The sequence below is a fragment of the Pseudomonas sp. LTJR-52 genome, assembly GCF_003691465.1.
Lineage (GTDB): Bacteria > Pseudomonadota > Gammaproteobacteria > Pseudomonadales > Pseudomonadaceae > Chryseomonas > Chryseomonas luteola.
In genome coordinates, this window is the sequence record NZ_CP033105.1 from 2508375 (window position 1) to 2531694 (window position 23320).

Annotated in this window: 20 protein-coding genes; 12 read left to right on the forward strand and 8 right to left on the reverse strand. The window is 55.4% G+C overall.

Annotated features, from left to right (window positions below; genetic code table 11):
* Positions 1-5: 5 nt before the first annotated feature.
* From EAW52_RS11830 to EAW52_RS11845, 4 genes are all read right to left on the reverse strand, one after another.
* Positions 6-1175, reverse strand: coding sequence for a zinc-dependent alcohol dehydrogenase (locus EAW52_RS11830; RefSeq protein WP_122042540.1), 1170 nt, complete (start codon positions 1173-1175; stop codon positions 6-8).
* Positions 1176-1415: 240 nt separating this feature from the next.
* Complete coding sequence (locus tag EAW52_RS11835; RefSeq protein WP_122042541.1) at positions 1416-1847, reverse strand: thiol-disulfide oxidoreductase DCC family protein; 432 nt, start codon at positions 1845-1847, stop codon at positions 1416-1418.
* Between the two features lie 49 nt (positions 1848-1896).
* Positions 1897-2940, reverse strand: coding sequence for an L-glyceraldehyde 3-phosphate reductase (gene mgrA / locus EAW52_RS11840; protein WP_122042542.1), 1044 nt, complete (start codon positions 2938-2940; stop codon positions 1897-1899).
* A gap of 81 nt (positions 2941-3021) precedes the next feature.
* Complete coding sequence (locus tag EAW52_RS11845) at positions 3022-3933, reverse strand: LysR substrate-binding domain-containing protein (RefSeq protein WP_122042543.1); 912 nt, start codon at positions 3931-3933, stop codon at positions 3022-3024.
* 130 nt (positions 3934-4063) lie between these two features.
* On the opposite strand from EAW52_RS11845, the gene EAW52_RS11850 reads away from it, so the two are divergent.
* Positions 4064-7639 carry an indolepyruvate ferredoxin oxidoreductase family protein gene (locus tag EAW52_RS11850; RefSeq protein ID WP_122042544.1) on the forward strand — a complete coding sequence of 1192 codons (3576 nt, stop codon included), beginning with the start codon at positions 4064-4066 and terminating at the stop codon, positions 7637-7639.
* 96 nt (positions 7640-7735) lie between these two features.
* Here the strand turns inward: EAW52_RS11850 and EAW52_RS11855 are convergent, their stop codons facing one another.
* Positions 7736-9418, reverse strand: a complete 1683-nt coding sequence (locus EAW52_RS11855) for an AMP-binding protein (RefSeq protein WP_122042545.1) — start codon at positions 9416-9418, stop codon at positions 7736-7738.
* A 243-nt stretch (positions 9419-9661) separates the two neighbouring features.
* On the opposite strand from EAW52_RS11855, the gene EAW52_RS11860 reads away from it, so the two are divergent.
* From EAW52_RS11860 to EAW52_RS11885, 6 genes are read left to right on the forward strand one after another with little or no spacing between them, the layout of a single operon-like run.
* Positions 9662-10048: a MerR family DNA-binding transcriptional regulator gene (locus EAW52_RS11860; protein ID WP_010798313.1), complete on the forward strand. Its 387-nt coding sequence runs from the start codon at positions 9662-9664 to the stop codon at positions 10046-10048.
* 43 nt (positions 10049-10091) lie between these two features.
* Positions 10092-11255, forward strand: coding sequence for an isovaleryl-CoA dehydrogenase (locus tag EAW52_RS11865; RefSeq protein WP_122042546.1), 1164 nt, complete (start codon positions 10092-10094; stop codon positions 11253-11255).
* A gap of 53 nt (positions 11256-11308) precedes the next feature.
* Positions 11309-12916, forward strand: a complete 1608-nt coding sequence (locus tag EAW52_RS11870; RefSeq protein ID WP_122042547.1) for a carboxyl transferase domain-containing protein — start codon at positions 11309-11311, stop codon at positions 12914-12916.
* Positions 12917-12927: 11 nt separating this feature from the next.
* Positions 12928-13728 carry an enoyl-CoA hydratase-related protein gene (locus tag EAW52_RS11875; RefSeq protein ID WP_122042548.1) on the forward strand — a complete coding sequence of 267 codons (801 nt, stop codon included), beginning with the start codon at positions 12928-12930 and terminating at the stop codon, positions 13726-13728.
* Entirely contained in the window at positions 13725-15635 is a 1911-nt protein-coding gene (locus EAW52_RS11880) for an acetyl-CoA carboxylase biotin carboxylase subunit (protein ID WP_372238891.1), read from the forward strand. Before EAW52_RS11875 ends, EAW52_RS11880 begins: the two co-directional genes overlap by 4 nt.
* On the forward strand, positions 15622-16515 hold the full coding sequence (locus tag EAW52_RS11885; RefSeq protein WP_122042549.1) for a hydroxymethylglutaryl-CoA lyase: 894 nt from the start codon (positions 15622-15624) through the stop codon (positions 16513-16515). The genes EAW52_RS11880 and EAW52_RS11885 overlap by 14 nt, the downstream gene beginning before the upstream one ends.
* A 476-nt stretch (positions 16516-16991) precedes the next feature.
* Here EAW52_RS11885 and EAW52_RS11890 read toward each other — a convergent pair whose 3' ends face one another.
* Positions 16992-17462: an Hsp20 family protein gene (locus EAW52_RS11890; protein ID WP_122042550.1), complete on the reverse strand. Its 471-nt coding sequence runs from the start codon at positions 17460-17462 to the stop codon at positions 16992-16994.
* Positions 17463-18109: 647 nt separating this feature from the next.
* Between EAW52_RS11890 and EAW52_RS11895 the strand changes: the two genes are divergently transcribed.
* Positions 18110-18424 carry a hypothetical protein gene (locus EAW52_RS11895; protein WP_122042551.1) on the forward strand — a complete coding sequence of 105 codons (315 nt, stop codon included), beginning with the start codon at positions 18110-18112 and terminating at the stop codon, positions 18422-18424.
* Between the two features lie 83 nt (positions 18425-18507).
* On the opposite strand, the gene EAW52_RS11900 is transcribed toward EAW52_RS11895, so the two are convergent.
* Positions 18508-19122 carry a cyclodeaminase/cyclohydrolase family protein gene (locus EAW52_RS11900; RefSeq protein ID WP_122042552.1) on the reverse strand — a complete coding sequence of 205 codons (615 nt, stop codon included), beginning with the start codon at positions 19120-19122 and terminating at the stop codon, positions 18508-18510.
* A 151-nt stretch (positions 19123-19273) separates the two neighbouring features.
* Here EAW52_RS11900 and EAW52_RS11905 point away from each other — a divergent pair, with 151 nt between their 5' ends.
* From EAW52_RS11905 to arsH, 4 genes are read left to right on the forward strand one after another with little or no spacing between them, the layout of a single operon-like run.
* On the forward strand, positions 19274-19630 hold the full coding sequence (locus EAW52_RS11905) for a metalloregulator ArsR/SmtB family transcription factor (protein WP_122042553.1): 357 nt from the start codon (positions 19274-19276) through the stop codon (positions 19628-19630).
* Positions 19631-19660: 30 nt separating this feature from the next.
* Positions 19661-20944 carry an arsenic transporter gene (locus EAW52_RS11910; RefSeq protein WP_074826447.1) on the forward strand — a complete coding sequence of 428 codons (1284 nt, stop codon included), beginning with the start codon at positions 19661-19663 and terminating at the stop codon, positions 20942-20944.
* A gap of 15 nt (positions 20945-20959) precedes the next feature.
* Positions 20960-21427 carry an arsenate reductase ArsC gene (locus tag EAW52_RS11915; protein WP_122042554.1) on the forward strand — a complete coding sequence of 156 codons (468 nt, stop codon included), beginning with the start codon at positions 20960-20962 and terminating at the stop codon, positions 21425-21427.
* A 14-nt stretch (positions 21428-21441) separates the two neighbouring features.
* Positions 21442-22152 (forward strand): arsenical resistance protein ArsH, encoded by a 711-nt coding sequence (arsH, locus tag EAW52_RS11920; protein WP_256680790.1) that lies wholly within the window; start codon positions 21442-21444, stop codon positions 22150-22152.
* On the opposite strand, the gene EAW52_RS11925 is transcribed toward arsH, so the two are convergent.
* Entirely contained in the window at positions 22137-23198 is a 1062-nt protein-coding gene (locus EAW52_RS11925; protein ID WP_122042555.1) for an ArsO family NAD(P)H-dependent flavin-containing monooxygenase, read from the reverse strand. The two genes, arsH and EAW52_RS11925, sit on opposite strands and share 16 nt — an antisense overlap.
* Positions 23199-23320 lie beyond the last annotated feature (122 nt).

A 23320-nucleotide genomic window follows, 5' to 3' on the forward strand; every position in this document is an offset into this window, starting at 1 on the left:
CTCCCTCAAGGTTTCAGAACAACCTTGATGCAGTTGTCGAGTTTGTCCCGGAAGGTCTTATACATTTCCGGGCCCTGGTCAAGACTTACCGTATGGGTAATCACGAATGAGGGGTCGATCTGTCCGTCATCGATACGGCGCAGCAGGTCATCCGTCCAACGTTTGACATGCGTTTGCCCGGTGCGCATGGTAAGCCCCTTATTCATGAGCGCCCCCATGGGAATCTTGTCGACCAGACCGCCGTAAACGCCCGGGATAGATAAAATGCCCGCCGGGCGACAGACATAGATCATCTCGCGTAATACATGAGGACGATCACTCTCCATCATGGTCGCCTGCTTGACCCGATCGTAAACGGCATCCAGCGACCGCGTCGCATGGGACTCAAGGCCTACGGCATCAATGCATTTTTCAGGACCCTTACCGAGGGTAAGCTCGTTCAGACGCTCAACCACGCTCTCCTTGTCGAAGTTGATGGTTATCGCCCCGCCCGCTTCTGCCATGAGCAGTCGTTCAGGCACGTTATCGATCATCACGACCTGCTTGGCGCCCAGCAGTATGGCGCTGCGCACACAAAACTGACCCACCGGACCCGCCCCCCAGACCGCTACGGTATCAGTAGGCTGAATGTCGCACTGCACCGCAGCCTGCCAACCCGTGGGGAAAATATCACCCAAGAACAGTACCTGTTCGTCCGTAAGCGTGCTTGGAACCTTTACATGGGTAGAATCTGCAAACGGAACACGTACGTACTCGGCCTGCCCGCCTGCGTAACCGCCGGTTAGGTGCGAGTAACCAAAAAGGCCTGCTGTGGAGTGACCAAACACTTTGTCACCCAAGTCCTTACGGCGATTGGAGCGCTCGCAGACAGAGAAATTACCACGCTTGCATTGCTCGCATTCGCCACAGGTAATGGTGAATGGCACGACGATGCGATCGCCTACCTTTAACTCTTTGTTTTCCGAGCCGACCTCAACCACCTCTCCCATGAATTCATGGCCCATAACATCGCCGCACTCCATGCCGGGAATGAAATGGTCATAGAGGTGGAGGTCGGAGCCGCAAATGGCGCAGCTCGTTGTCTTGATAATGGCGTCACGTGGATGTTCGATCTTGGGATCCGGAACAGTGTCGTAGCGGATATCGTTTTTCCCGTGCCAACAGAGTGCTTTCATGCGCGTTCTTCCAACGTTGGTTGAAAAGTCCCGTCACCAACAGCGTGAAGGTCCCTCCTGTCTGGGACATGGGCGGGCTGTATGAATAAGGCCACTCCCTTGGCAGTGATGCTATAGGGACATCAGAACGCATAGGAAAAGTTCAAAGATTGTCCGGATCCTCAAACCAAACGGTAAGGAATAAAGATGACCTGTTGGTAATTTCCTCTTAAGAAACCTTATAGAGCTACTTTCTAGCTGTTAATCGCGGGTAGCGTTCGATTTCTCAGGAAGCGTACATTGATCATCCTTGCAGCGCTTGGAGCCTTCCGGATGAGGAATCCAGGCCAGTTGCGGGCGAACGCGCAAAAACAGGCGATAACCCAGATCAAACAACGGCCGCAGCGGCTTCCAGGCAAGAGGGGCTGCCCAACAGCCAAGCCCTGCCGCTCGCCAACTCCAATAGGTTGCATCCAGCCCCTTGACCCATTGCCCGTCGGCAAATCGGGCGTGCAACAGATCCCTGAACTGCTGTGATGACATGCCAAGTGCCGGTGCCTCGAAGGCCGGGTCAGCTACGTCTGTAAATAAAAGACGTGCAGGGTCAGCATGTCGACGCAGATGTCGAATCTCGCGGACACACAGCGGACAGTCGCCATCGTAAAACAAGGTGAGCGGCCATGCGGGTTGCATATACTTCTCCAAAGGGTACGACCTGAAGAGGTCGTACCCTTTCACTCGATCAGATAGGGCTATCGGTAGAGGGTTTTTCCCACAGATTGATTCCCCCTTCAACTGCATACTTATCGATTTCTGCCAGTTCCTCTGCGCTAAAGGACAGATTGCTCAAGGCTCCGATATTTTCCTGCAACTGTTCCGGACGACTCGCCCCAATCAGAGCCGAGGTGACACGCGGATCGCGTAGCGTCCAAGCCAGGGCAAGCTGAGCCAGACTTTGACCGCGACGCTGGGCAATCTCGTTCAGTGCGCGCGCCCGTGCGATGTTGTCATCGGACAGGTGCTCCGGTCGCAAGGAGGCACCACCGGGACGGTTCACCCGTGCATCCTCCGGTACGCCATTGAGGTATTTGCCGGTCAGCAAGCCTTGGGCCAGCGGTGTAAATGCGATGACGCCTGCACCGACCTCATCAGTTGCATCCAGCAGGTCTTTTTCGATCCAGCGATTGAACAGGTTGTAGGAAGGCTGATGGATGAGAAGAGGAACCTTCCACTCCTTGAGCAGCGCCGCCATCTCGCGTGTCTTGCCAGCCGAATAGGATGATATGCCAATGTACAGGGCCTTACCCTGCTGCACGGCCGTAGCCAATGCACTGGCGGTTTCCTCAAGTGGTGTGTTGGCATCGAAGCGGTGGGAGTAAAAGATGTCGACGTAATCCAGCCCCATACGCTTCAAGCTCTGATCAAGGCTTGCCAGGACGTACTTGCGTGAGCCGCCGCCCTGTCCATAAGGCCCTGGCCACATGTCCCAGCCGGCTTTGCTGGAAATGATCAGCTCGTCCCGATAGAGCTTGAAGTCTTCCCGCAGGATTCGGCCGAAGTTGGTTTCGGCGCTGCCGTAGGGGGGGCCATAGTTATTGGCCAGATCGAAATGGTTGATGCCAAAGTCGAACGCAGTACGCAACAGGGCCCGCTGGTTTTCAATGGGTGTGGTGTCACCGAAGTTGTGCCACAAGCCCAAGGACAGCGCGGGCAGGACCAGACCACTCTTGCCTACCCGACGGTAAGGCATGGATTCGTATCGGTTGATGGCTGCCATGTAGCTCAAGGCATTCTCCTCTTTTCTGTTGTGCTTATGTTTAGGTCTGCAACGGTTATACGACAACATTACTATCTAGCAAAAGTGCTTCTACATTCCGCAGGCTTGAATGAGAAATTGTCGAAAGGCTTCTGCCGCCGTCGGCAGTTCGGTATCCGGCTTCCAGATCAGCCCGAGCTCCATAGGCGGAACGGCATCATTGAGCGGGCGGACCTCGATCTTCTTGCCTTCAAGCGACCAGGTACGAAACACCATATCCGATAGGATGGTCACGCCAAATCCATGGGCAACCAGGCCACGTACAGACTCCATGGAAGACGTTCGAAACGCGACTTTTGGTTCCAGACCGCGGGCGTGCCAATAGCGCTGGGTCGAGGCTTCGCCCTCTTCGACCGTCCCGAGAATATAGGCATGCTCGGCCACATCCTTGAGAGTAATGTCGGGTTTGGTCATCAGCGGGTGATGACTAGCCAGCCAGAGCTGGCGCCGTGATCGAATCAGAACATAATGCTCGAAACGGTCAATGGCCTCGCTGTTGGACACAATGATCAGGCCAAGATCCAGGCGCCCTTCCAGAATAGCCTGCTCGATACTGGGCCGATCCAAATCGACCAGATCGATGTCCACCTGCGGATAGCTGCGCTTGAAGCGAGCCAGCAGGCTGGGCAGAAAATACCCCAGCACTGCGTAGGTGGCTCCTACGCGCACCACTCCCTCCTGGGTATGACTCAAGAATAGGGGTTCCTTGAGTGCATCATTCAACGTATCGAGAATGTGCCGGGCATGCTGCAGGAACCGGTGCCCCTCTGCTGTCAGAGCAACCCCGTAGGGCTGTCGCTCAAACAGATTGACCCCCAGATTTTCCTCCAGTTGAGCCACTGCTGAGGTAATCGCGGACTGGGAAACATGGACATCCAATGCCGCCTGGGAGAAACGGCCCGTGGTGGCAGCCGCCACAAAGTAGCGTAGTTGACGCATCGAAATATCTTTGGAGCTGGCCATCTGATTTTCGAATACCTGAGTGCGGTTTTTAGAATTTTACGTTACCTGTACCCCTTCCTACACTCAAAAGCAAATGGGGCTTCGCTCGCCCCGATCCTGATGACAAAAACAATAAATCGAGGAATAGCGAATGAGTGCAGCCAACAAGACGTTGGATGAAAAGTACACGTTGGAAAGCGGGCGCATCCTGCTAACCGGTATCCAGGCGCTCGTTCGCCTACCCTTGATGCAACGGCAACGCGATCTTGCAGCAGGTTTGAATACTGCTGGGTTCATCTCGGGCTACCGTGGCTCGCCACTGGGCGGCCTAGACCAGGCTTTATGGAAGGCTCAGAGCCATCTCAAACAGCATCACGTTGTCTTTCAGCCCGGCCTGAACGAAGACCTGGCCGCTACGGCCGTCTGGGGATCACAGCAGGTCAACCTCTTCCAGGGTGCGCAATACGACGGCGTGTTTGGCATGTGGTATGGCAAAGGCCCAGGCGTTGACCGCTGTGGCGATGTCTTTCGCCACGCTAACGCTGCAGGCTCTTCACGCTTTGGCGGCGTGCTGGTTATCGCTGGTGACGACCATGGCGCTCGTTCTTCCACCCTGCCTCATCAGACCGAGCACATCTTCAAGGCCGTGATGATGCCGGTATTGTCTCCCTCCGGGGTGCAGGAATACCTCGATTTTGGTTTGCATGGCTGGGCCATGTCCCGCTATTCAGGCTGTTGGGTGGCCATGAAAGCCATTTCGGAAACCGTGGAAAGTGGCGCGGTGGTCGATGTCGACCCGCTTCGTGTACAGCCCAAGGTGCCTACCTATGAGCTCCCGGCGGATGGTCTCAACATCCGCTGGCCCGATCCGCCACTGGTGCAAGAGAAGCGCTTGCTGGAGCATAAGCTTTATGCCGCCCTCGCCTATGCGCGGGCCAACGGGCTCGACCGCATCACCCATGATTCTCCCAACGCCCGCATCGGTATCATCACGTCAGGCAAATCGTATCTGGAAGTCTGCCAAGCCCTGAAGATTCTAGGTATCGACGAAGACATGGCCCGGCAGATCGGCTTGCGCGTGTACAAGGTGGGCATGGTCTGGCCCCTGGAAGCCGAAGGCGTCCGGCATTTTGCCGACGGGCTGGAAGAAATCATCGTGGTGGAAGAAAAACGCCAGTTGATCGAATACCAGCTCAAAGAAGAGCTGTACAACTGGCGCGAGGATGTCCGTCCACGCATCGTGGGCAAGTTTGACGACAAGGGCGAATGGTCACTGCCCCATACGGACTGGCTGCTCCCGGCCACCAGTGACCTGACCCCAGCGCAGATTGCCCGTGCGTTGGCCAAGCGCATCCTGCAACGCCAGTCCAATGGCCTGCTGCAGATGCGCCTGGCGGTGTTGGATGCTCAGTTGGCGGCTAAAGGCGGACTGGTCACCAAGATGGCGCGGATGCCCCATTACTGCCCTGGCTGTCCACACAACACTTCTACTCAGCTCCCGGAAGGCAGTCGCGCACTGGCCGGGATCGGTTGTCACTACATGGCAACCTGGATCTACCCTGAGCACACCCAGACATTCAGCCAGATGGGTGGTGAAGGTGTTGCCTGGGTAGGACAGGCACCGTTTACCCAGACAAAGCATGTATTTGCGAACCTGGGCGATGGGACTTATTTCCACTCAGGGCTTCTAGCCATTCGCGCATCGGTCGCCGCGAAAGTACCGATTACCTACAAGATTCTCTACAACGATGCCGTGGCCATGACAGGCGGCCAACCGGTGGACGGTACCTTGACCGTGCCGCAGATTTCCCAGCAGCTACGCGCCGAGGGTATCGAGCGCATCGTGGTCGTCACGGATGACCCGGACAAATACAAGCCAGTCAAAGGGCTTGCCGAGAATGTACCGGTCAAACACCGTGACGAGCTGGACGCTGTGCAACGTGAGCTGCGAGAGCACCCGGGCGCATCCGTCATCATCTACGACCAGACATGTGCCGCCGAGAAGCGACGTCGCCGCAAGCGTGGTGCCTATCCTGATCCCGCTCGTCGCGTTGTGATCAACGAGGCCGTGTGTGAAAACTGCGGTGATTGCAGCAGCAAGTCCAATTGCATGTCCGTGGCTTCGGTCGAGACTGAGTTCGGACGCAAGCGCGAGATCGACCAATCCGCTTGCAACAAGGATTTCAGTTGTCTTTCAGGTTTCTGCCCGAGCTTTGTCACGGTGGAAGGCGGAAAGCTGCGCAAGGCCAAGGCGCTGGCGGAAGACCCTTCCGATAGCTGGGATCTGCCTGAGCCTGTACTGGCCTCGGTCAGCGAGCCTTACAGCATTTTGGTAACCGGTGTGGGCGGTACAGGAGTCGTCACGATCGGTGCCCTCCTGAGCATGGCGGCTTATCTTGAAAGCAAGGGAGTGCTGACGCTGGACATGGCGGGGCTGGCGCAGAAAGGTGGCGCAGTGTGGACCCATGTCCGTATCGCCGAGCGGCAGGAGCAGCTCTTTGCACCCCACATTGCCGAAGGTGAAACCAACCTGTTGTTAGGTGGCGATCTCATCGTCAGTGCCAATGCCGAGACGCTTGATAAGCTTCGCCAGGGCGTCACCCATGCGCTCGTTAACAGCCAGGAAAGCGTAACCAGCCACTTTGTTCGCACCTTTGCCCATCAGGCAAACAGTGGCGATGTTCACACCCATCCTGATCCTCAATTCCAGTCTACGGACATGGCCGCTCAGATCGCCGAAGCCGTAGGAACGGATCGTGCCTTTTTCCTCAATGCCAGCCGTATCGCTACTTCGCTGATGGGCGACTCGATTGCAACCAATACCTTTTTGATGGGAGTGGCCTATCAGAAAGGTTGGCTGCCGGTTAGCCAGGACTCGCTATTCCAGGCGATCGAAATGAATGGCGCTGCCGTCGAGCTGAACAAAAAAGCCTTCATCTGGGGCCGTCGAACTGCCGTTGACCAGGCGCGGGTCGAGCAGAAGGTCAAGGAAGGCTCCGTTGTTACCGCGTCTCACCAGTTATCCAAAACCCTTGAAGAAGTGATTCTGCGGCGTGTGGATGATCTGACGGCGTACCAGAACACCGCCTATGCCGAGCGCTACCTTGCGCGTCTTGAAAAGATCAAGGCGGCTGATACTGCCCTGATGGGACAAGCCGGAGAGTTGAGTGAGGCGGTTGCCCGTGGCTATTACAAGGTCCTGGCTATCAAGGACGAATACGAGGTGGCGCGTCTGTACACCGATGGCGACTTCCAGCGCAAGATTGCTTCGATGTTTGAAGGCGACTACACGCTCAATTTCCATTTGGCTCCGCCTATCTTCAATAAACCCAAGGCTGGTGAGGGGCCGAAGAAGCAGCAGTTTGGACCGTGGATGATGAAAGGCTTCAGCGTGCTGGCGCGCCTGAAAGGTATCCGCAATACCTGGCTGGACCCCTTTGCCCGCACTGAAGACCGCAAGCGAGAGTTGAAGACGCTCAGGGAATACGAAGCCAACCTGGATGAAATCCTGCAGCGTCTGACGCCTGACAATTATTCCGTTGCGGTTGAGCTTGCCAAGTTACCGCTGGACATTCGGGGGTTCGGCCCGGTGCAGGAGCGTTATCTGGCTACTGCCGAACGCAAGCGTGCCGAACTGCTGGCCCGCTTGAGGCAACAAGCCTCGTTTGTAGACGCTGCCGCTGAGGTACAGGAGACTCTGCAGCGCATTCGTACCACCCAGCTGTAAGGTGTTGAATCGAGCGGTTGCAGGGATGAACCGCTCGTATTCGTATGCTTAGAGTACCGCTCCCGCTGACATCATAACCAGCGGGAGCGATACGCACTACGATGCCTTTCGCTGCGTCAGCTCCTCGATCATGATTTCCCGCATGCGAAATTTCTGAATCTTGCCCGTTACGGTGATGGGAAACTCGTCTACGAAGCGAACATGTTTCGGCACCTTGAAGTGTGCGATGTGGGCCTTGCAGAAGTCGCGAAGTACCTCCTCCTGCGGGCTATGCCCGTCATGCAACTTGACCCAGGCGACGATCTCCTCACCGTACTTGTCGTCAGGAATGCCAATCACCTGAACATCTGCCACTGACGGGTGACGGAATAGGAACTCTTCGATTTCACGTGGATAGACGTTTTCACCACCCCGAATGATCATGTCCTTGCTGCGGCCTACGATCTGCACATAGCCCTGCTCGTCCATGCAGGCAAGGTCGCCCGTATGCATCCAGCGGGCACCGTCCAGCACGTCGGATGTGGCCTTTGGGTTTTCCCAATAGCCCAGCATCACGCTGTAGCCGCGTGTACATAACTCGCCTATCTGCCCACGAGGAACGATGCGGCCCTGCTCATCGATGATCTTGCTTTCCAAATGGGGCTGACTGCGGCCCACGGTGGTAACGCGGCGCTCCAGTTCATCGTCCGGGCCAGTCTGAAGAGAGACCGGACTGGTCTCGGTCATGCCATAGGCAATCTGCACTTCGCTCATGTGCATCTCGGTTATGACTCGGCGCATCACTTCGATCGGGCATGTCGATCCTGCCATGATGCCGCTGCGCAGGGAGGACAAGTCAAAACGCACACGTTCAGGATGATCAAGTTCGGCGATAAACATGGTGGGAACGCCATAGAGCACGGTGGCCTGCTCTTCCGAGACAGTGCTCAATGTTGCCAACGGCTCAAAAGATGGCGCTGGATAAATCATGGTGGAACCGTGGGTCAGGCAACCTAGATTACCCATGACCATACCGAAGCAGTGATACAGCGGTACGGGAATGACCAGACGATCCCGCTCGGTCAGCCCAAGGCTTTCTCCCACCATGTAGCCGTTATTGAGAATGTTGTAATGACTCAGAGTGGCTCCCTTGGGAAAGCCTGTGGTGCCCGAGGTGTACTGGATATTGATAGGGTCATCGAACTGAAGTAGCGCGCTGCGCTCATGCACATCAACCGTGCTCGTTTGCTTGGCGAAACTGGAAAGATCACTCCAACGCAGGAAACCGGCAGGTGCCGTTTCGCCCAGCGTGATTATGCCGTGCAGATCCGGAAGGTTTACACAGCGCAGCCGCCCTGGGGGCTGGCTTTCAAGATCAGGGAGAAGCTCGTTCAACATGGCGTGGTAGTCGCACGTCTTGAAGGTATGCGCGCACACCAGCCAACGGCAGCCGGATTGCTTCAGCACATACTCCAGCTCACCTACCCGATATGCCGGGTTGATATTGACCAGAATGGCCCCGATTCTAGCGCTGGCAAACTGCGTGACGCACCATTCCATGCAGTTTGGTGCCCAGATACCCAGTCGGTCCCCCTGCTCTACACCCAATGCTACCAAGGCCCTGGCGCAACGCTCTACCTCCTCGGCCAACGCCTGCCAGGTCAGCCGTACATTCTGGTGACGAACAATTAGCGCTTCGCGCTCAGGGTAACGGGCTACCGTAAGATCAAAGGCCTCTCCAATCGTCATGGCCAGTAAGGGCTTGTCTTGACGGCCCTGGGTATAGCTCGGTTGGTTCATGGCTTTCCCTTCTTGTCATTGTTGTGGGAGCTGCTGACTCATGTGGCTACCGCTAAAGCCTAGTTATCTTTACGTTAACGTAAAGGGCATGGCAAGTCGTTGTATCCAACCAGTACAGCCAAATTTCTGAAGAGGTGTCTGGCATGCTTGCGAGGTATTTGCATCTAGACGTTACCGAAGCGAGTTGACAGCTTCGCTGACCAGCTTTACGTTAACGTAAAGGTAATCCAGTTGAGTTTACATATGACGGCGAGTTACAGCATTTCCGATCTGGCCCGAGAGCTGGACATTACAACCCGAACCATTCGCTTCTATGAGGAGCAAGGCATGCTTACGCCCGAGCGGCGTGGTCAGGAGCGCATCTACTCGGCCAAGGATCGCGTCACGCTCAAGTTGATTCTGCGGGGTAAGCGAATCGGGTTTTCGCTGGCGGAGTGCCGGGAATTGATCGAATTGTATGACCCGAGTTCAGGTAACCAGAAGCAGCTCAATAGCATGCTGACCAAGATTGCGGAACGTCGCGAGCAGCTTGCACAGCAGCTGCTGGATATTCAACAAATGCAGCTTGAACTGGACACGGCTGAAGAACGCTGTCGTGCGGCGCTGGAAATGGCTAACGCCACGGCTTGATCCCTTTTGCTTCCACCAGACAAAAACAATCACAGGTGACCCTATGACATACCCCTCGCTCAACTTTGGCCTCGGCGAAACCATCGACATGCTGCGCGAGCAGGTGCAAAGCTTTGTCAGAGCGGAAATCGCACCCCGTGCAGAAGCCGTTGACCGTGAGAATACGTTTCCCCATGACCTTTGGCGCAAATTTGGCGACATGGGCCTCCTGGGTATCACAGTGGATGAAGAGTACGGCGGCTCGACGCTAGGGTATCTGGCTCATGTGGTGGCCATGGAAGAAATCAGCCGAGGCTCGGCTTCTATCGCCCTTTCCTATGGCGCGCATTCGAACCTGTGCGTCAATCAGATCCACCGTAATGGTACACCTGAGCAGAAAGCCCGATACCTGCCCAAGCTGGTATCAGGTGAGCATATCGGCGCGCTGGCCATGAGCGAGCCCAATGCCGGCTCTGACGTCGTTTCCATGAAACTGCGTGCAGAGAAACAGGGTGACCGCTACATCCTCAACGGCACTAAAACCTGGATTACCAATGGACCAGATGCCAATACCTATGTGATCTATGCCAAGACTGACCTGGATAAAGGACCACACGGCATCACAGCATTCATCGTTGAACGTGACTGGAAAGGCTTCAGCCGCAGCAACAAGTTCGACAAGCTGGGCATGCGAGGCTCCAATACCTGCCAACTCTTTTTCGATGGCGTCGAGGTGCCGGAAGAAAACATCCTTGGCGCCCTGAACGGGGGCGTAAAGGTACTTATGAGCGGGCTGGATTACGAGCGTGTCGTACTCTCTGGCGGACCTGTCGGCATCATGCAGGCCTGCATGGATGTCATTGTCCCCTACATTCACGACCGCAAACAGTTTGGCCAGAGCATTGGCGAGTTCCAGCTGATCCAGGGAAAGGTGGCGGACATGTATACCCAACTCAATGCCAGCCGCGCGTACCTGTATGCCGTTACCCAAGCCTGTGATCGAGGAGAAACCACGCGCAAAGATGCCGCGGGCGTCATTCTCTATACGGCTGAGCGAGCCACTCAGATGGCGTTGGATGCCATCCAGATTCTTGGCGGCAATGGCTATATCAACGAATTCCCGACCGGCCGCCTCCTGCGCGATGCCAAGCTGTACGAAATTGGTGCGGGGACCAGCGAGATCCGGCGCATGTTGATCGGGCGCGAGTTGTTCAAGGAAACGATGTAACCCGCTTTTTATCCTGCGGACATTCTAACAACAACGCTGAAGCGAGATCCGCCATGACCGTTATAACCAGTCAGCTCGACCCCCGCTCGCCTGACTTTATCCGCAATCAAGACGCCATGCAGGCACAGGTGGCGAACCTGCACGCGCTGCTTGCCCACATCCAGCAAGGCGGCGGACCCAAGGCGCAGGAGCGTCATACCTCACGCGGCAAATTGCTGGTACGAGACCGCATTGATCACCTGCTTGACCTCAACTCGCCGTTCCTGGAAGTTGCCCAACTTGCCGCCCATGAGGTTTATGGCGAGGACGTACCGGCGGCTGGCGTGGTAGCCGGCATTGGCCGAGTCGAGGGTGTGGAATGCATGATCATTGCCAACGATGCGACGGTCAAGGGAGGGACGTATTACCCCCTTACCGTCAAAAAGCACCTGCGTGCCCAAGCCATTGCCAAAGAGAACCGACTGCCGTGTATCTACCTTGTGGATTCTGGCGGTGCCAACCTGCCCCGACAGGATGAGGTCTTTCCTGATCGCGAGCATTTCGGACGAATTTTCTTCAACCAGGCAACCATGAGCGCCCAAGGCATTCCGCAGATTGCGGTAGTGATGGGTTCTTGTACTGCCGGTGGCGCCTATGTGCCCGCCATGGCGGACGAAACCATCATGGTTCGCAACCAGGCCACCATCTTTCTGGCCGGTCCGCCCCTGGTCAAAGCCGCTACCGGTGAGGTGGTGACCGCTGAGGAACTGGGTGGCGCTGATGTACATTGCAAGGTGTCCGGCGTGGCGGATTACTACGCGGAGGATGATGAGCATGCCCTTGCCCTGGCGCGTCGCTGTATTGGCCATTTGAACTGGCGCAAACAGGGTCAGGTACAGATGCGCTCCCCTGTAGCACCTAAATACTCACCCGATGAGCTTTATGGCGTTATCCCGGCAGATGCCAAACAGCCCTACGACGTTCGCGAAGTGATTGCACGCCTGGTTGATGGTAGCGAATTCGATGAGTTCAAGACGCTGTTCGGGCCTACGCTGGTCTGCGGTTTTGCGCATTTACACGGCTACCCCGTAGCAATTCTGGCCAATAACGGCATCCTGTTTGCCGAGGCGGCGCAAAAAGGTGCGCACTTCATCGAGTTGGCCTGTCAGCGAGGTATTCCACTGGTGTTTCTTCAAAACATCACGGGCTTCATGGTTGGCCAGAAATATGAAGCAGGCGGCATTGCCAAGCATGGGGCCAAGCTTGTGACCGCTGTCGCCTGCGCACAAGTCCCCAAGTTTACCGTGATCATTGGCGGCAGCTTTGGCGCGGGCAATTACGGCATGTGCGGCCGAGCCTATGATCCCCGCTTCCTCTGGATGTGGCCTAACGCCCGTATCGCGGTAATGGGCGGTGAACAGGCAGCCGGTGTACTGGTGCAGGTCAAGCGGGAACAGACCGAGCGGACAGGCGGAGCACTCAGCCTGGAAGAGGAAGCGGCCATCAAAGAGCCGATCCTTGAGCAGTACGACCGTCAGGGTCACCCCTACTACTCCAGCGCCCGATTATGGGATGACGGCGTGATCGACCCTGCCCAGACGCGTGAAGTACTAGCTCTGGCTATCTCCGCTTCTTTAAACGCACCTATCAAGCCGACCCGCTTTGGCGTGTTCCGCATGTAAGGAATCCCGCGATGACTTACCAGACCTTGCAACTTGATGTCGACAGCCGCGGCGTTGCCACCTTGTGGCTGAACCGCCCGGAAAAAAACAATGCGTTCAATGCCGAGGTGATTGCCGAGCTCATTCACGCATTGGAAGCAATTGGTGCTAATGAGGCCATCCGGTTTCTGATTCTGCGTGGACAGGGACGGCACTTTTCCGCAGGAGCAGACCTTGCCTGGATGCAGGCATCGGCCACCTTGAGCCTCAAGGAAAACCATGACGATGCACAACGACTGAGCCTTTTAATGGAAACACTTCATGCCCTACCCCAACCTACGTTGGCGGTCGTGCAGGGAGCGGCCTTTGGTGGAGCGCTTGGATTGATTGCCTGTTGCGACATGGCCATCGGTTCGCAGGATGCTGTGTTCTGCCTTTCCGAGGTCCGCATCGGTCTGGCTCCGGCAGTGATCAGCCCTTATGTCGTCCGGGCTATTGGCGAGCGAGCCACGCGCCGCTATGCCTTGACAGCCGAGCGCTTTTCCAGTGGTCGTGCGCAAGCCTTGGGACTATTGAATGAGACCTACCCGGCTGACCAGCTGGAAGCCGCCGTCAATGAGTGGAAAAACAATCTGCTCCTCAACAGCCCCGCAGCCCTTAAAGCCTGCAAGAGCTTGCTACACCAAGTGGGTACGGCTGCAAACCTGGATGATGCATTGAAAGGTTATACCCAGCACTTCATTGCATCACTGCGGGTAAGCCCTGAAGCACAGGAAGGACTAGGCGCCTTCCTTGAAAAACGTATGCCCAGCTGGCAGGAGCCCTCCGTATGAGCATGTTAAAGCCTCTCGACACTCTCCTGATCGCCAATCGCGGCGAGATTGCCTGTCGTATCATGCGTACCGCCCAATCGCTGGGCATCCGAACGGTCGCCGTGCACAGCGAGATCGACATTACAGCCCGCCATGTTCGCGAAGCAGACCTGGCTGTTAACCTGGGTGGTAGTAAACCGGGCGAAAGCTATCTGTGTATCGACAAGATTATTGCAGCGGCCAAGCACAGCGGTGCCCAGGCTATCCATCCGGGGTATGGCTTTCTTTCCGAAAATGCAGCTTTTGCCCAGGCTATTGAAAAAGCAGGCCTGCTCTTTCTTGGCCCTCCCGCCTCCGCAATTGAGGCGATGGGTAGCAAGTCTGCCGCCAAGGCCCTGATGGAAACCGCCGGCGTGCCCCTGGTTCCCGGCTATCATGGCGAGGACCAGACGCTAGAAACATTCAGACAGGCCGCCGAGCAGATCGGCTATCCCGTTCTGCTGAAAGCGGCTGCCGGCGGTGGTGGCAAGGGCATGAAAATCGTTGAGCGAGAGGCCGATCTGGCTGATGCCTTGGCCTCGGCGCAGCGTGAAGCTCAATCTGCCTTTGGCGACGCCCGCATGCTGGTTGAAAAATACGTGCTCAAGCCTCGACATGTCGAAATACAAGTCTTTGCCGATCAGCACGGTCATTGTTTGTATCTGAACGAGCGCGACTGTTCGATTCAGCGTCGCCATCAGAAAGTCATAGAAGAAGCCCCTGCCCCCGGACTTTCTCCTGCATTGCGTAAAGACATGGGAGAAGCTGCCGTACGGGCTGCACAGGCGATCGGCTATGTCGGTGCCGGTACTGTCGAGTTTCTGTTGGACGACCGTGGCGAATTCTTCTTTATGGAGATGAACACGCGCTTACAGGTAGAGCATCCTGTGACAGAGGCTATCACCGGACTGGATCTTGTTGCTTGGCAGATTCGCATCGCCCGAGGTGAAGTCCTGCCCATCACTCAGGATCAGGTCCCGCTTGAAGGACATGCTATTGAGGTACGCGTGTATGCAGAAGATCCTGGCAATGATTTCTTGCCCGCTACCGGTACCTTGCATCTCTATCAGGAACCCGCCAGTGGTCTAGGTCGCCGCATCGATAGTGGTGTAACCGAGGGTGATACAGTATCGCCCTTTTACGATCCCATGCTGGCCAAGATCATCGCCTGGGGCGAGAACCGCGAAGAAGCCAGACAACGTCTGCTCGCCATGCTGGAGCATACCCAGGTAGGCGGGCTGCGAACCAACCTGGCCTTTCTCAAGCGCGTGTTGGCTCACCCCGCCTTCGCGCGTGCTGAACTGGATACAGATTTCATTCCTCGGTATCGGAATGAATTGCTGCCAGCCCCTGTAGAGCATGCCAATGATTTCTGGCAAGCAGCTGTTCAAGGCTGGCTAGGCAGTGAGCCGCCGGTAGCAAGGGCTGATGACCCCAGCGCTCCCTGGGCATCGTTGCCCGGATGGCGAGCAGGCTTGCCGAATCGGCAGGCAGTAACGCTGATATGCAATGAAGAAAAACAGCGTGTTGTCTGGGATGGAAAAGATCGAAAGGTCAAGGCGCAGCGCCGCGACGACAACCTCTATCTGGATTGGCAAGGCGAAACCCACACCCTTACCCGCTTCGATCCCATACAGGCCGCAACCAATAAAACGGCCCACTCAGGTGGGCTTACCGCTCCTATGAATGGCAGCATTGTGCGGATACTGGTAGAACCAGGTCAACGCGTTGAAGCTGGCACCCCGCTGGTGGTTCTGGAAGCCATGAAGATGGAACATACCATCCGGGCCCAGACTCCAGGCATGCTCAAGGCCATCCTTTGCCATGAGGGTGACATGGTCAGCGAGGGTTCAACCTTGGTTGAAATGGAGGCTAATGATGTTGCCTGAGCGTGTTCGTCTGGTTGAGGTAGGCCCACGAGATGGCCTTCAGAATGAAACACAGCCGATTAGCCTGGAGGACAAGGTACGGCTGGTAAATGATTTGACTGATACTGGCCTTGATTACATTGAAGTGGGTAGTTTTGTTTCTCCCAAATGGGTCCCGCAGATGGCAGGGAGTTCTGATCTGTTTTTGAAGATCTCTAAAAGGGCTGGTATTACCTATAGTGCCTTGACGCCTAACATGATGGGTTTCGAAGCTGCCCTGAATGTAGGTGTGAAAGAAATAGCCATCTTTGCAGCAGCATCCGAGAGCTTTTCTCAACGTAATATCAACTGCTCTATCAATGAGAGCCTGCAGCGGTTTAAACCTGTAATGGAGGCTGCACGGCAGCATGGGATTAGCGTCCGTGGGTATGTTTCCTGCGTACTGAGGTGTCCTTATGAGGGCGACATTACGCCTGATCAAGTCTTATCAGTTGCACGTGAACTGATTGATATGGGATGCCGTGAAATTTCATTGGGTGACACGATAGGGATTGGTACACCGGGCGCTGTACGAACGCTCATAGGTAAGCTCTCCCAAGAGATTCCGTGTGATCGACTGGCTGTGCATTTCCACGACACTTATGGCCAGGCATTGGCCAATATCTATGCTGCCCTGCTGGAGGGTGTCTCTGTGGTCGATAGCTCTGTTGCCGGCCTGGGAGGCTGTCCCTATGCAACGGGTGCAAGCGGTAATGTGGCCACAGAGGACGTGCTCTACATGCTCAACGGCCTTGGTATCCAGACTGGAGTAGATCTTTCTCGGCTGATTGCCGCAGGTCAGCGAATCTGTGAGGTCCTAGGCCGCGATACAGGCTCTCGAGTCGCCAAGGCTTTTAAATAGTACTCCTCCCCTACCGCTACGGGACTTTATAAATACTCGTAACGGTTCATATGCAACGTACCCGCTTTTACCAATCATGCTTCATGAGGTAAGCATCAACATTATGGAACAATGCCAAAGTTCTGGATACATTGGGCGTATTCTCAGCCGTTCGATTACTGCTCGAAACGCTGATTACAATGCCGATACAAACTCCCCGCTCCGCTGATCTGGAAGGAAAAGATGAAGCTGGAGCACTGAAAAAAATATTTGGTTAGACAGAAATTCATTTCTACGGCTGGTAATACCCTCTTCTCCTGGCATGAAAGCTACGTTTGTATGAAGCCAGTCTCTTAACGTAGCGTTTTTTCCTGATGACTTGCTGCTTTTGCTTTTTATGGAGGTGTTTGAAAAGTCTATATGGGCTGGTATTACTTAAATATTACAAAAAGGGACGCACATGGCGTCCCTTTTCTAGGGTCTGATGCCTGCTGTACTTAGGCAATCTGGCCTTCCAGCGCAGGCTTTTCATCGGCACGCAACTGACCGTTGATGGCGATGCGTTTGGGCTTGGCCTCTTCCGGTACTTCACGTACCAGATTGATGTTGAGCAGGCCATTCTTCAAGCTCGCGCCCTTCACCTCGATATGATCAGCCAGGCGGAAGGACAGCTTGAAGGCACGCTGGGCGATGCCCTGGTGCAAGTAGGTCACGCTGTCGGCGCTCTTCTCACGGCGGCCGCTCTTCACGGTCAACACGCCCCGCTCCACTTCAAGCTCAAGGTCGTCTTCGGCAAGGCCGGCAGCCGCGATCACGATGCGATAGCGATCGTCGCCATGCTTTTCCACGTTATAGGGTGGATAGGAGCTGCCCGACTCGTTGCGTAGCGCGGATTCAAACAGGTCATTGAAGCGGTCGAATCCAACGGAATGGCGGAACAAGGGAGCAAGAGAGAATGCAGTGTTCATATAGGGAATCTCCTGAGTCATCAGCAAGTTTCAACGCAGGGCCCGACTTCGGCGCCCTGCAGGACTCCATATAGGAACCCTCTCGCTTTTTTCAAGTAGCACGCCCGACGAACGGTAAATCTTGACTTGGTATCAGTCGATGTGTGCAGGAGTTGGTAGATGAACACGGCTTCGCTGCGTATCGGTGCAACTTCTTTCGTATTGGCGTCGACTTTATGACGATCAGAAGACAGCAAAATGCAATAACGAGACATGCGTCTCACTTTTCTAGCGCTATGAACGCTACCCTTTCAAGCACGTGAGATGGACGGGTTTGAGCAACGCGGTATTCATGCTGAGGGTAAAAAGTTGATTCAGCTATGAAATTTTTTGATCCCCGCCAAATTTCGCCGTTGTCGTCGAGTAAGTGCTCGTAACGGTTGCCCCATTAAATTGGAAACCGTTTGCAAACTGCCTGTGCGTAGTATGCAAACGCTATAGCGGCTGGAAAATCTCGTTTCAGATCGCCTGAAATTTTTCTCAGGCGAGGCTCAGGCTGAACAGTTCACCGTTCTCATGGCCGGTCGTAGCTGATGGAGCTCCAGCAATACTGAGACTGGTTCAGAGCCTTTGCTCCCGTCTCCCTACCGATTTCGAGATACCTTTCCATGGCCAAATACAACAACGCCCTGCGCCGCACCGAAGAAATCTATTTTGATGATCGCAAACGCAACGAGCTGATCATTATTCCGCACGATACTGAAGAAATCAGCGAAATTGAGGCACTTTTGACGCAATTATCACGTGCCTCCTTACGGGTCATCCATAAGAATGGCCAGAAGGCGACATTGATGATTCTTCAGGGCTGGAAGTCCAATCCCAAAAAAATCACGGCCAGCTTTACGCCGGGCGTGATTGATGTACTGGGACGTGACCTGGAACCCAAGGATCTGCTGGCCCTAGCTATCGAAAAAGCAACTTAACCCGTACTGCAACACCGTACAGGTACGATAGAACCATTTGGCTTATTCAGGCCAAATGGCTAGTCACATCCGTAGGAAAGTGTCTAGCGGGTACAGACTGCCTTCCTAATGGACTGTAGATACAGGTCTGCCTGCTGCTCAAGCCATTGCCGTTTTGTAACTGCCTCATCCCGCACCTTGCCCTCCTCCAGCATCTCTGCATCTGCATCTACATTGAGCAGTACCGCAGATAACCCACCCTGCAATAACAAACTTCCAGACAGTATGTCGCTCAGCACATTCTCGGACGTAAACGAAACGCCTTCTTCCGCCAGACGAAGCAGTTCGAGACAGGTTTCTGCTGTTTCCAACGGGACCTGCGTGGCCTCGACCACGGCATCTTGTACCTCCTGCTCACGTTCTTCTGCCTGGATTGAGGAATGCTCCGGTAGTCGAGCCGCATCCATATAGCGCTCAAACGCTTTTACATCTGCGTCGGCGTAGGTACCAAGCTTCGCCATCTGCTGCTCGACGCGCTTGATCAGCTCGCTCCGACCAGGAGCAGCCGATTTGGATTCGCTGATCCGCAGCGCCATGAGTATCAACGCACTTCCCATCGTGGCCGAGACGGCCGCTGCTGCCCCACAGCTGGGTGTCGAGCTGTTGGCAGCCGTTGCATCACGAAAGGCTGCCAGCGTCATGCTCCAGATACTGCTCATGATTCACACCTGCACTCTTTGTCTGTTCTTATCAGAGCGGCCAGCAAGCAAATACGTTTCCAACGTAAGTGCTGACAGATTATATGGATATGCATATATACGAATTTTCATATATTAATTATAGTGCCTCCCTTATTGAAGGAAGCCATATATGTCCCAATCCCTGACGCCTTCACTCCTGTTTAAATGCCTCGCCGACGAGACCCGTGCACGCATGACATTGCTGATCCTTCAAGAGGAAGAGCTATGTGTATGTGAACTCGCCAGCGCTCTGGATGAAATCCAACCAAAGATTTCTCGCCATCTGGCACACCTGCGCCAATGTGGACTGCTAGCGGATCGTCGCCAGGGCCAATGGGTGTATTACCGGGTTCACCCGACCTTGCCCGGCTGGATTCAGGCTGTCCTTCGAAGCACGCTGGAAGCCAATCCAGCGTGGCTCGAGATGGACATGGAACGCCTGCACAAAATGGGTAACCGTCCCGAGCGTAAGGCGCTTTGCTGTTAATCAACGTCAACCTTCCATTGAGTTTCATGCATGCTGATTGCATCTCTGATCTTTCTGATAACGATCGTTCTGGTCATCTGGCAGCCCAAAGGGCTAGGCGTGGGCTGGAGCGCATCCCTAGGAGCCGTTCTGGCACTTCTGACAGGTGTCGTAAGCCTGGGAGACATCCCGGTCGTATGGCATATCGTATGGAATGCTACTGCCACCTTTATCGCCATTATCGTCATCAGCCTGCTACTGGATGAGGCGGGCTTTTTCGAATGGGCCGCATTGCATGTCGCCCGCTGGGGTGGCGGCAATGGACGCAGGCTGTTCGCGTTCATTATTCTGCTGGGGGCTGCGGTTTCTGCCCTGTTCGCCAATGACGGTGCGGCGCTGATCCTCACCCCTATTGTCATCGCCATGCTAATGGCCTTGCGCTTTTCTCCAGCCGCCACGCTGGCATTTGTCATGGCGGCCGGTTTTATTGCCGATACAGCCAGTCTGCCGCTCGTGGTATCCAACTTGGTAAACATCGTTTCGGCGGATTATTTCGGCATCAGCTTTGGCGAATATGCCGCCATCATGGCACCCGTGAATATCGTGAGCATCCTGGCCACGCTGATTATGCTGCTCTGGTTTTTCCGCCGTGAAATCCCTCAGCACTACGACTTGGCCCAGATCAAGGACCCCCGTGAAGCCATACGCGACCGTGCAACGTTCATTGCTGGCTGGTGGGTGCTGGGCCTTCTGCTCATTGGCTTCTTCATCATTGAGCCGATGGGTGTACCTATCAGCGTCATTTCTGCGGCCTGTGCCCTGCTGCTATTCGTAATTGCGGCGCGAGGTCATGTGATCAGCACCCAGAAGGTGCTCAAGGACGCTCCCTGGCAAATTGTCGTCTTTTCCCTTGGGATGTATCTGGTGGTATACGGGCTACGCAATGCGGGTCTGACAGACTACGTGACGCAGGCGTTGAAATATTGTGCTCATTACGGTGTATGGGGCGCTGCAATCGGAACCGGCCTGCTAACCGCTTTTTTGTCGTCCATCATGAACAACCTGCCCACGGTTCTCATTGGAGCGCTTTCCATTCATGACAGTGAAACCACCGGTGTGGTCCAGCAGGCCATGATTTACGCCAACGTTATTGGCAGCGACCTGGGCCCGAAGATCACCCCTATCGGGAGTCTAGCCACGCTGCTCTGGCTACATGTTCTTGCACGCAAGGACATTACGATTACCTGGGGTTACTACTTTAAGGTAGGTATCGTGCTTACCCTGCCCGTTTTGCTCGCGACGCTTGCTGCGCTCGCTCTGCGTTTAAGTCTGTAAGCGCCAGGAGGCTTTATGAAAGTACTGTTCATGTGTACCCATAACCGTTGCAGAAGCATTCTATCGGAGGCAATGTTCAATCATCTGGCTCCTGATGGATTCGAGGCGGTTAGCGCTGGTAGCCATCCTAGCGGGGAGGTCAGTCCATTGACTTTAAATGCTCTAAAAAGGGCTGGTATTACAACGGAGGGACTTTATAGCAAGTCTTCCGACGTGTTTGCTGACTCTCCGCCTGATGTGGTTATTACCGTCTGCGACCGTGCAGCTGGCGAAGCCTGCCCGGTCTATTTTGGTCATGCACTCAAGGCTCATTGGGGGCTGGAGGATCCCTCTGCACTGGAGGCCAGCGAAGCGGATATTCAGCAAGCCTTCGAGAAAACGCTAAGGATCATCGAGCAGCGCGTGCAGGCATTCCTTGCCCTACCGTTTGATCGGTTGAATCGGGACGAACTCCGCTCCGCAGTTAATGCGCTTGGCAACTGACCGGGAGGCTTCACTTGGATAACCTGCCGAATCTCGATATGTCCCTGATCGACATTCCCGCTGTCGAGCGCCTGGATAGTCAGCAGCCCCTGCCCCATAAGCCCAGGATCCTGTTGCTTTATGGATCGAACCGAGAGCGCTCCTTTAGCCGACTCCTGACACAGGAAGCCGCTCTTCTACTCGAACATTTTGGCGCCGACGTCCAAATTTTTGACCCTTCAGGTCTCCCCTTGCCTGACGATGCCCCCGATACCCATGAGAAAGTCGTTGAGCTGCGGGAATTGATGCAATGGTCAGAAGGTCAGGTATGGTGTTCACCTGAGCGACACGGCTCCATGAGCGCCGTTTTTAAAGCACAAATCGACTGGGTTCCGCTGGCCATGGGTGCGGTTCGCCCTACCCAAGGCAAGACCCTCGCTGTTCTGCAGGTCTGCGGAGGCTCGCAGTCTTTCAATGTCGTGAATCAACTGCGTGTTTTAGGTCGTTGGATGCGGATGTTCACGATTCCAAATCAGTCCTCGGTGCCCAAGGCGTTTCTGGAATTCGATGAGGCAGGACGAATGAAACCTTCGCCCTATTACGATCGCCTGGTGGACGTCATGGAAGAACTGATGAAGTTCACGCTCCTGCTCCGTGGGCGCCAGACGTATCTGGTAGATCGTTACTCGGAACGCAAGGAATCTGCCGAGGCACTGTCCCGGCGCGTCAATCAACGCTCCCTCTGATCGAGATAGACTTCAATCTCCTGAACGGTGCTCCGTGCCGTTCGGGTGACGCCTACCAGCGTTGCTGATGCCATACCGGTCCACTCACCGTAGCCCACGAGCCACGCACGGGGCTCCTTGACCGAACGAGTGCGGTTAACCTGAACGCGCCCATCCGGCTCGACTAGCCCCAGCGCTTCCAGATGCGTCAACGCAGGCCTGAAGCCCGTGCACCAGATTACCGCGTCTACTGCAATTTCATGTCCGTCGGACCAGACTACGCCGCTCTCAGTAAAGCGCTCGAATGGCCGCACGGCCCGTAATACGCTTCGTGTCCTTGCCTCCTTCACGCTGGGAACTATGACAATATCGCCCAGCCCACCCGCGGGCTCATCCCAGACGCGGCCTTCCTGCTGCGCCCTCCAGCGCTCGGTTGCTCGCTCGAACAGGACATATCCATCCACATCGTCCGGTAGAAATTGTGGATCCGCCAGGGTAATCCAATGAGCCTCTGCCACCTTGGATACTTCAGCCAGGATCTGAGCCCCTGAATTACCCCCTCCGACAATCAATACGGTTTTGTCCATAAAAGGCTCGGCATTGACATACTGTGCCGAATGAATCTGCTGTCCTCTGAACAGCGTTTGGCCCGGGTAGTGGGGCGTGTAGGGATGTCGCCAGGTTCCGGTTGCACTGACTACCGCCTGGGCCAGCCATGCCTCTGCGCCAGCCTTGACCAGCAAGCCGTTCGGGTGTGGCTCAATGCTCTCTACCCAGACAGGACGCCTGATGGGAAACCCGTAACGCTGCTCATACCGGGTCAGATAATCCAGGACACGGTCACGCGAAGGCGTTTCTTCGTGGGTAGGAGGCATGGGCCAACCAGGAATGGAGCTGGAGCTGGCCGGTGAGAAAAGATGCAACGAATCCCACCCATGTTGCCAGGCACCACCTGGATGCTGCTCTGCATCCAGCAACACGAATGAACGTGACGTACGACGCAGGAAATAGGCAACTGCCAGCGCGGACTGCCCTCCTCCTACCACAACCACGTCAATCTGCTGCATAACCCTGCTCCACCCTGCCATTCTCGGTAGTTTTTGACCGTTCACGCACCTAGGGGTGCCTACCGCTTCGACACCTTGATCAAACGATCAAGGCCAAATGCAGTCACATCTATAACAGACGA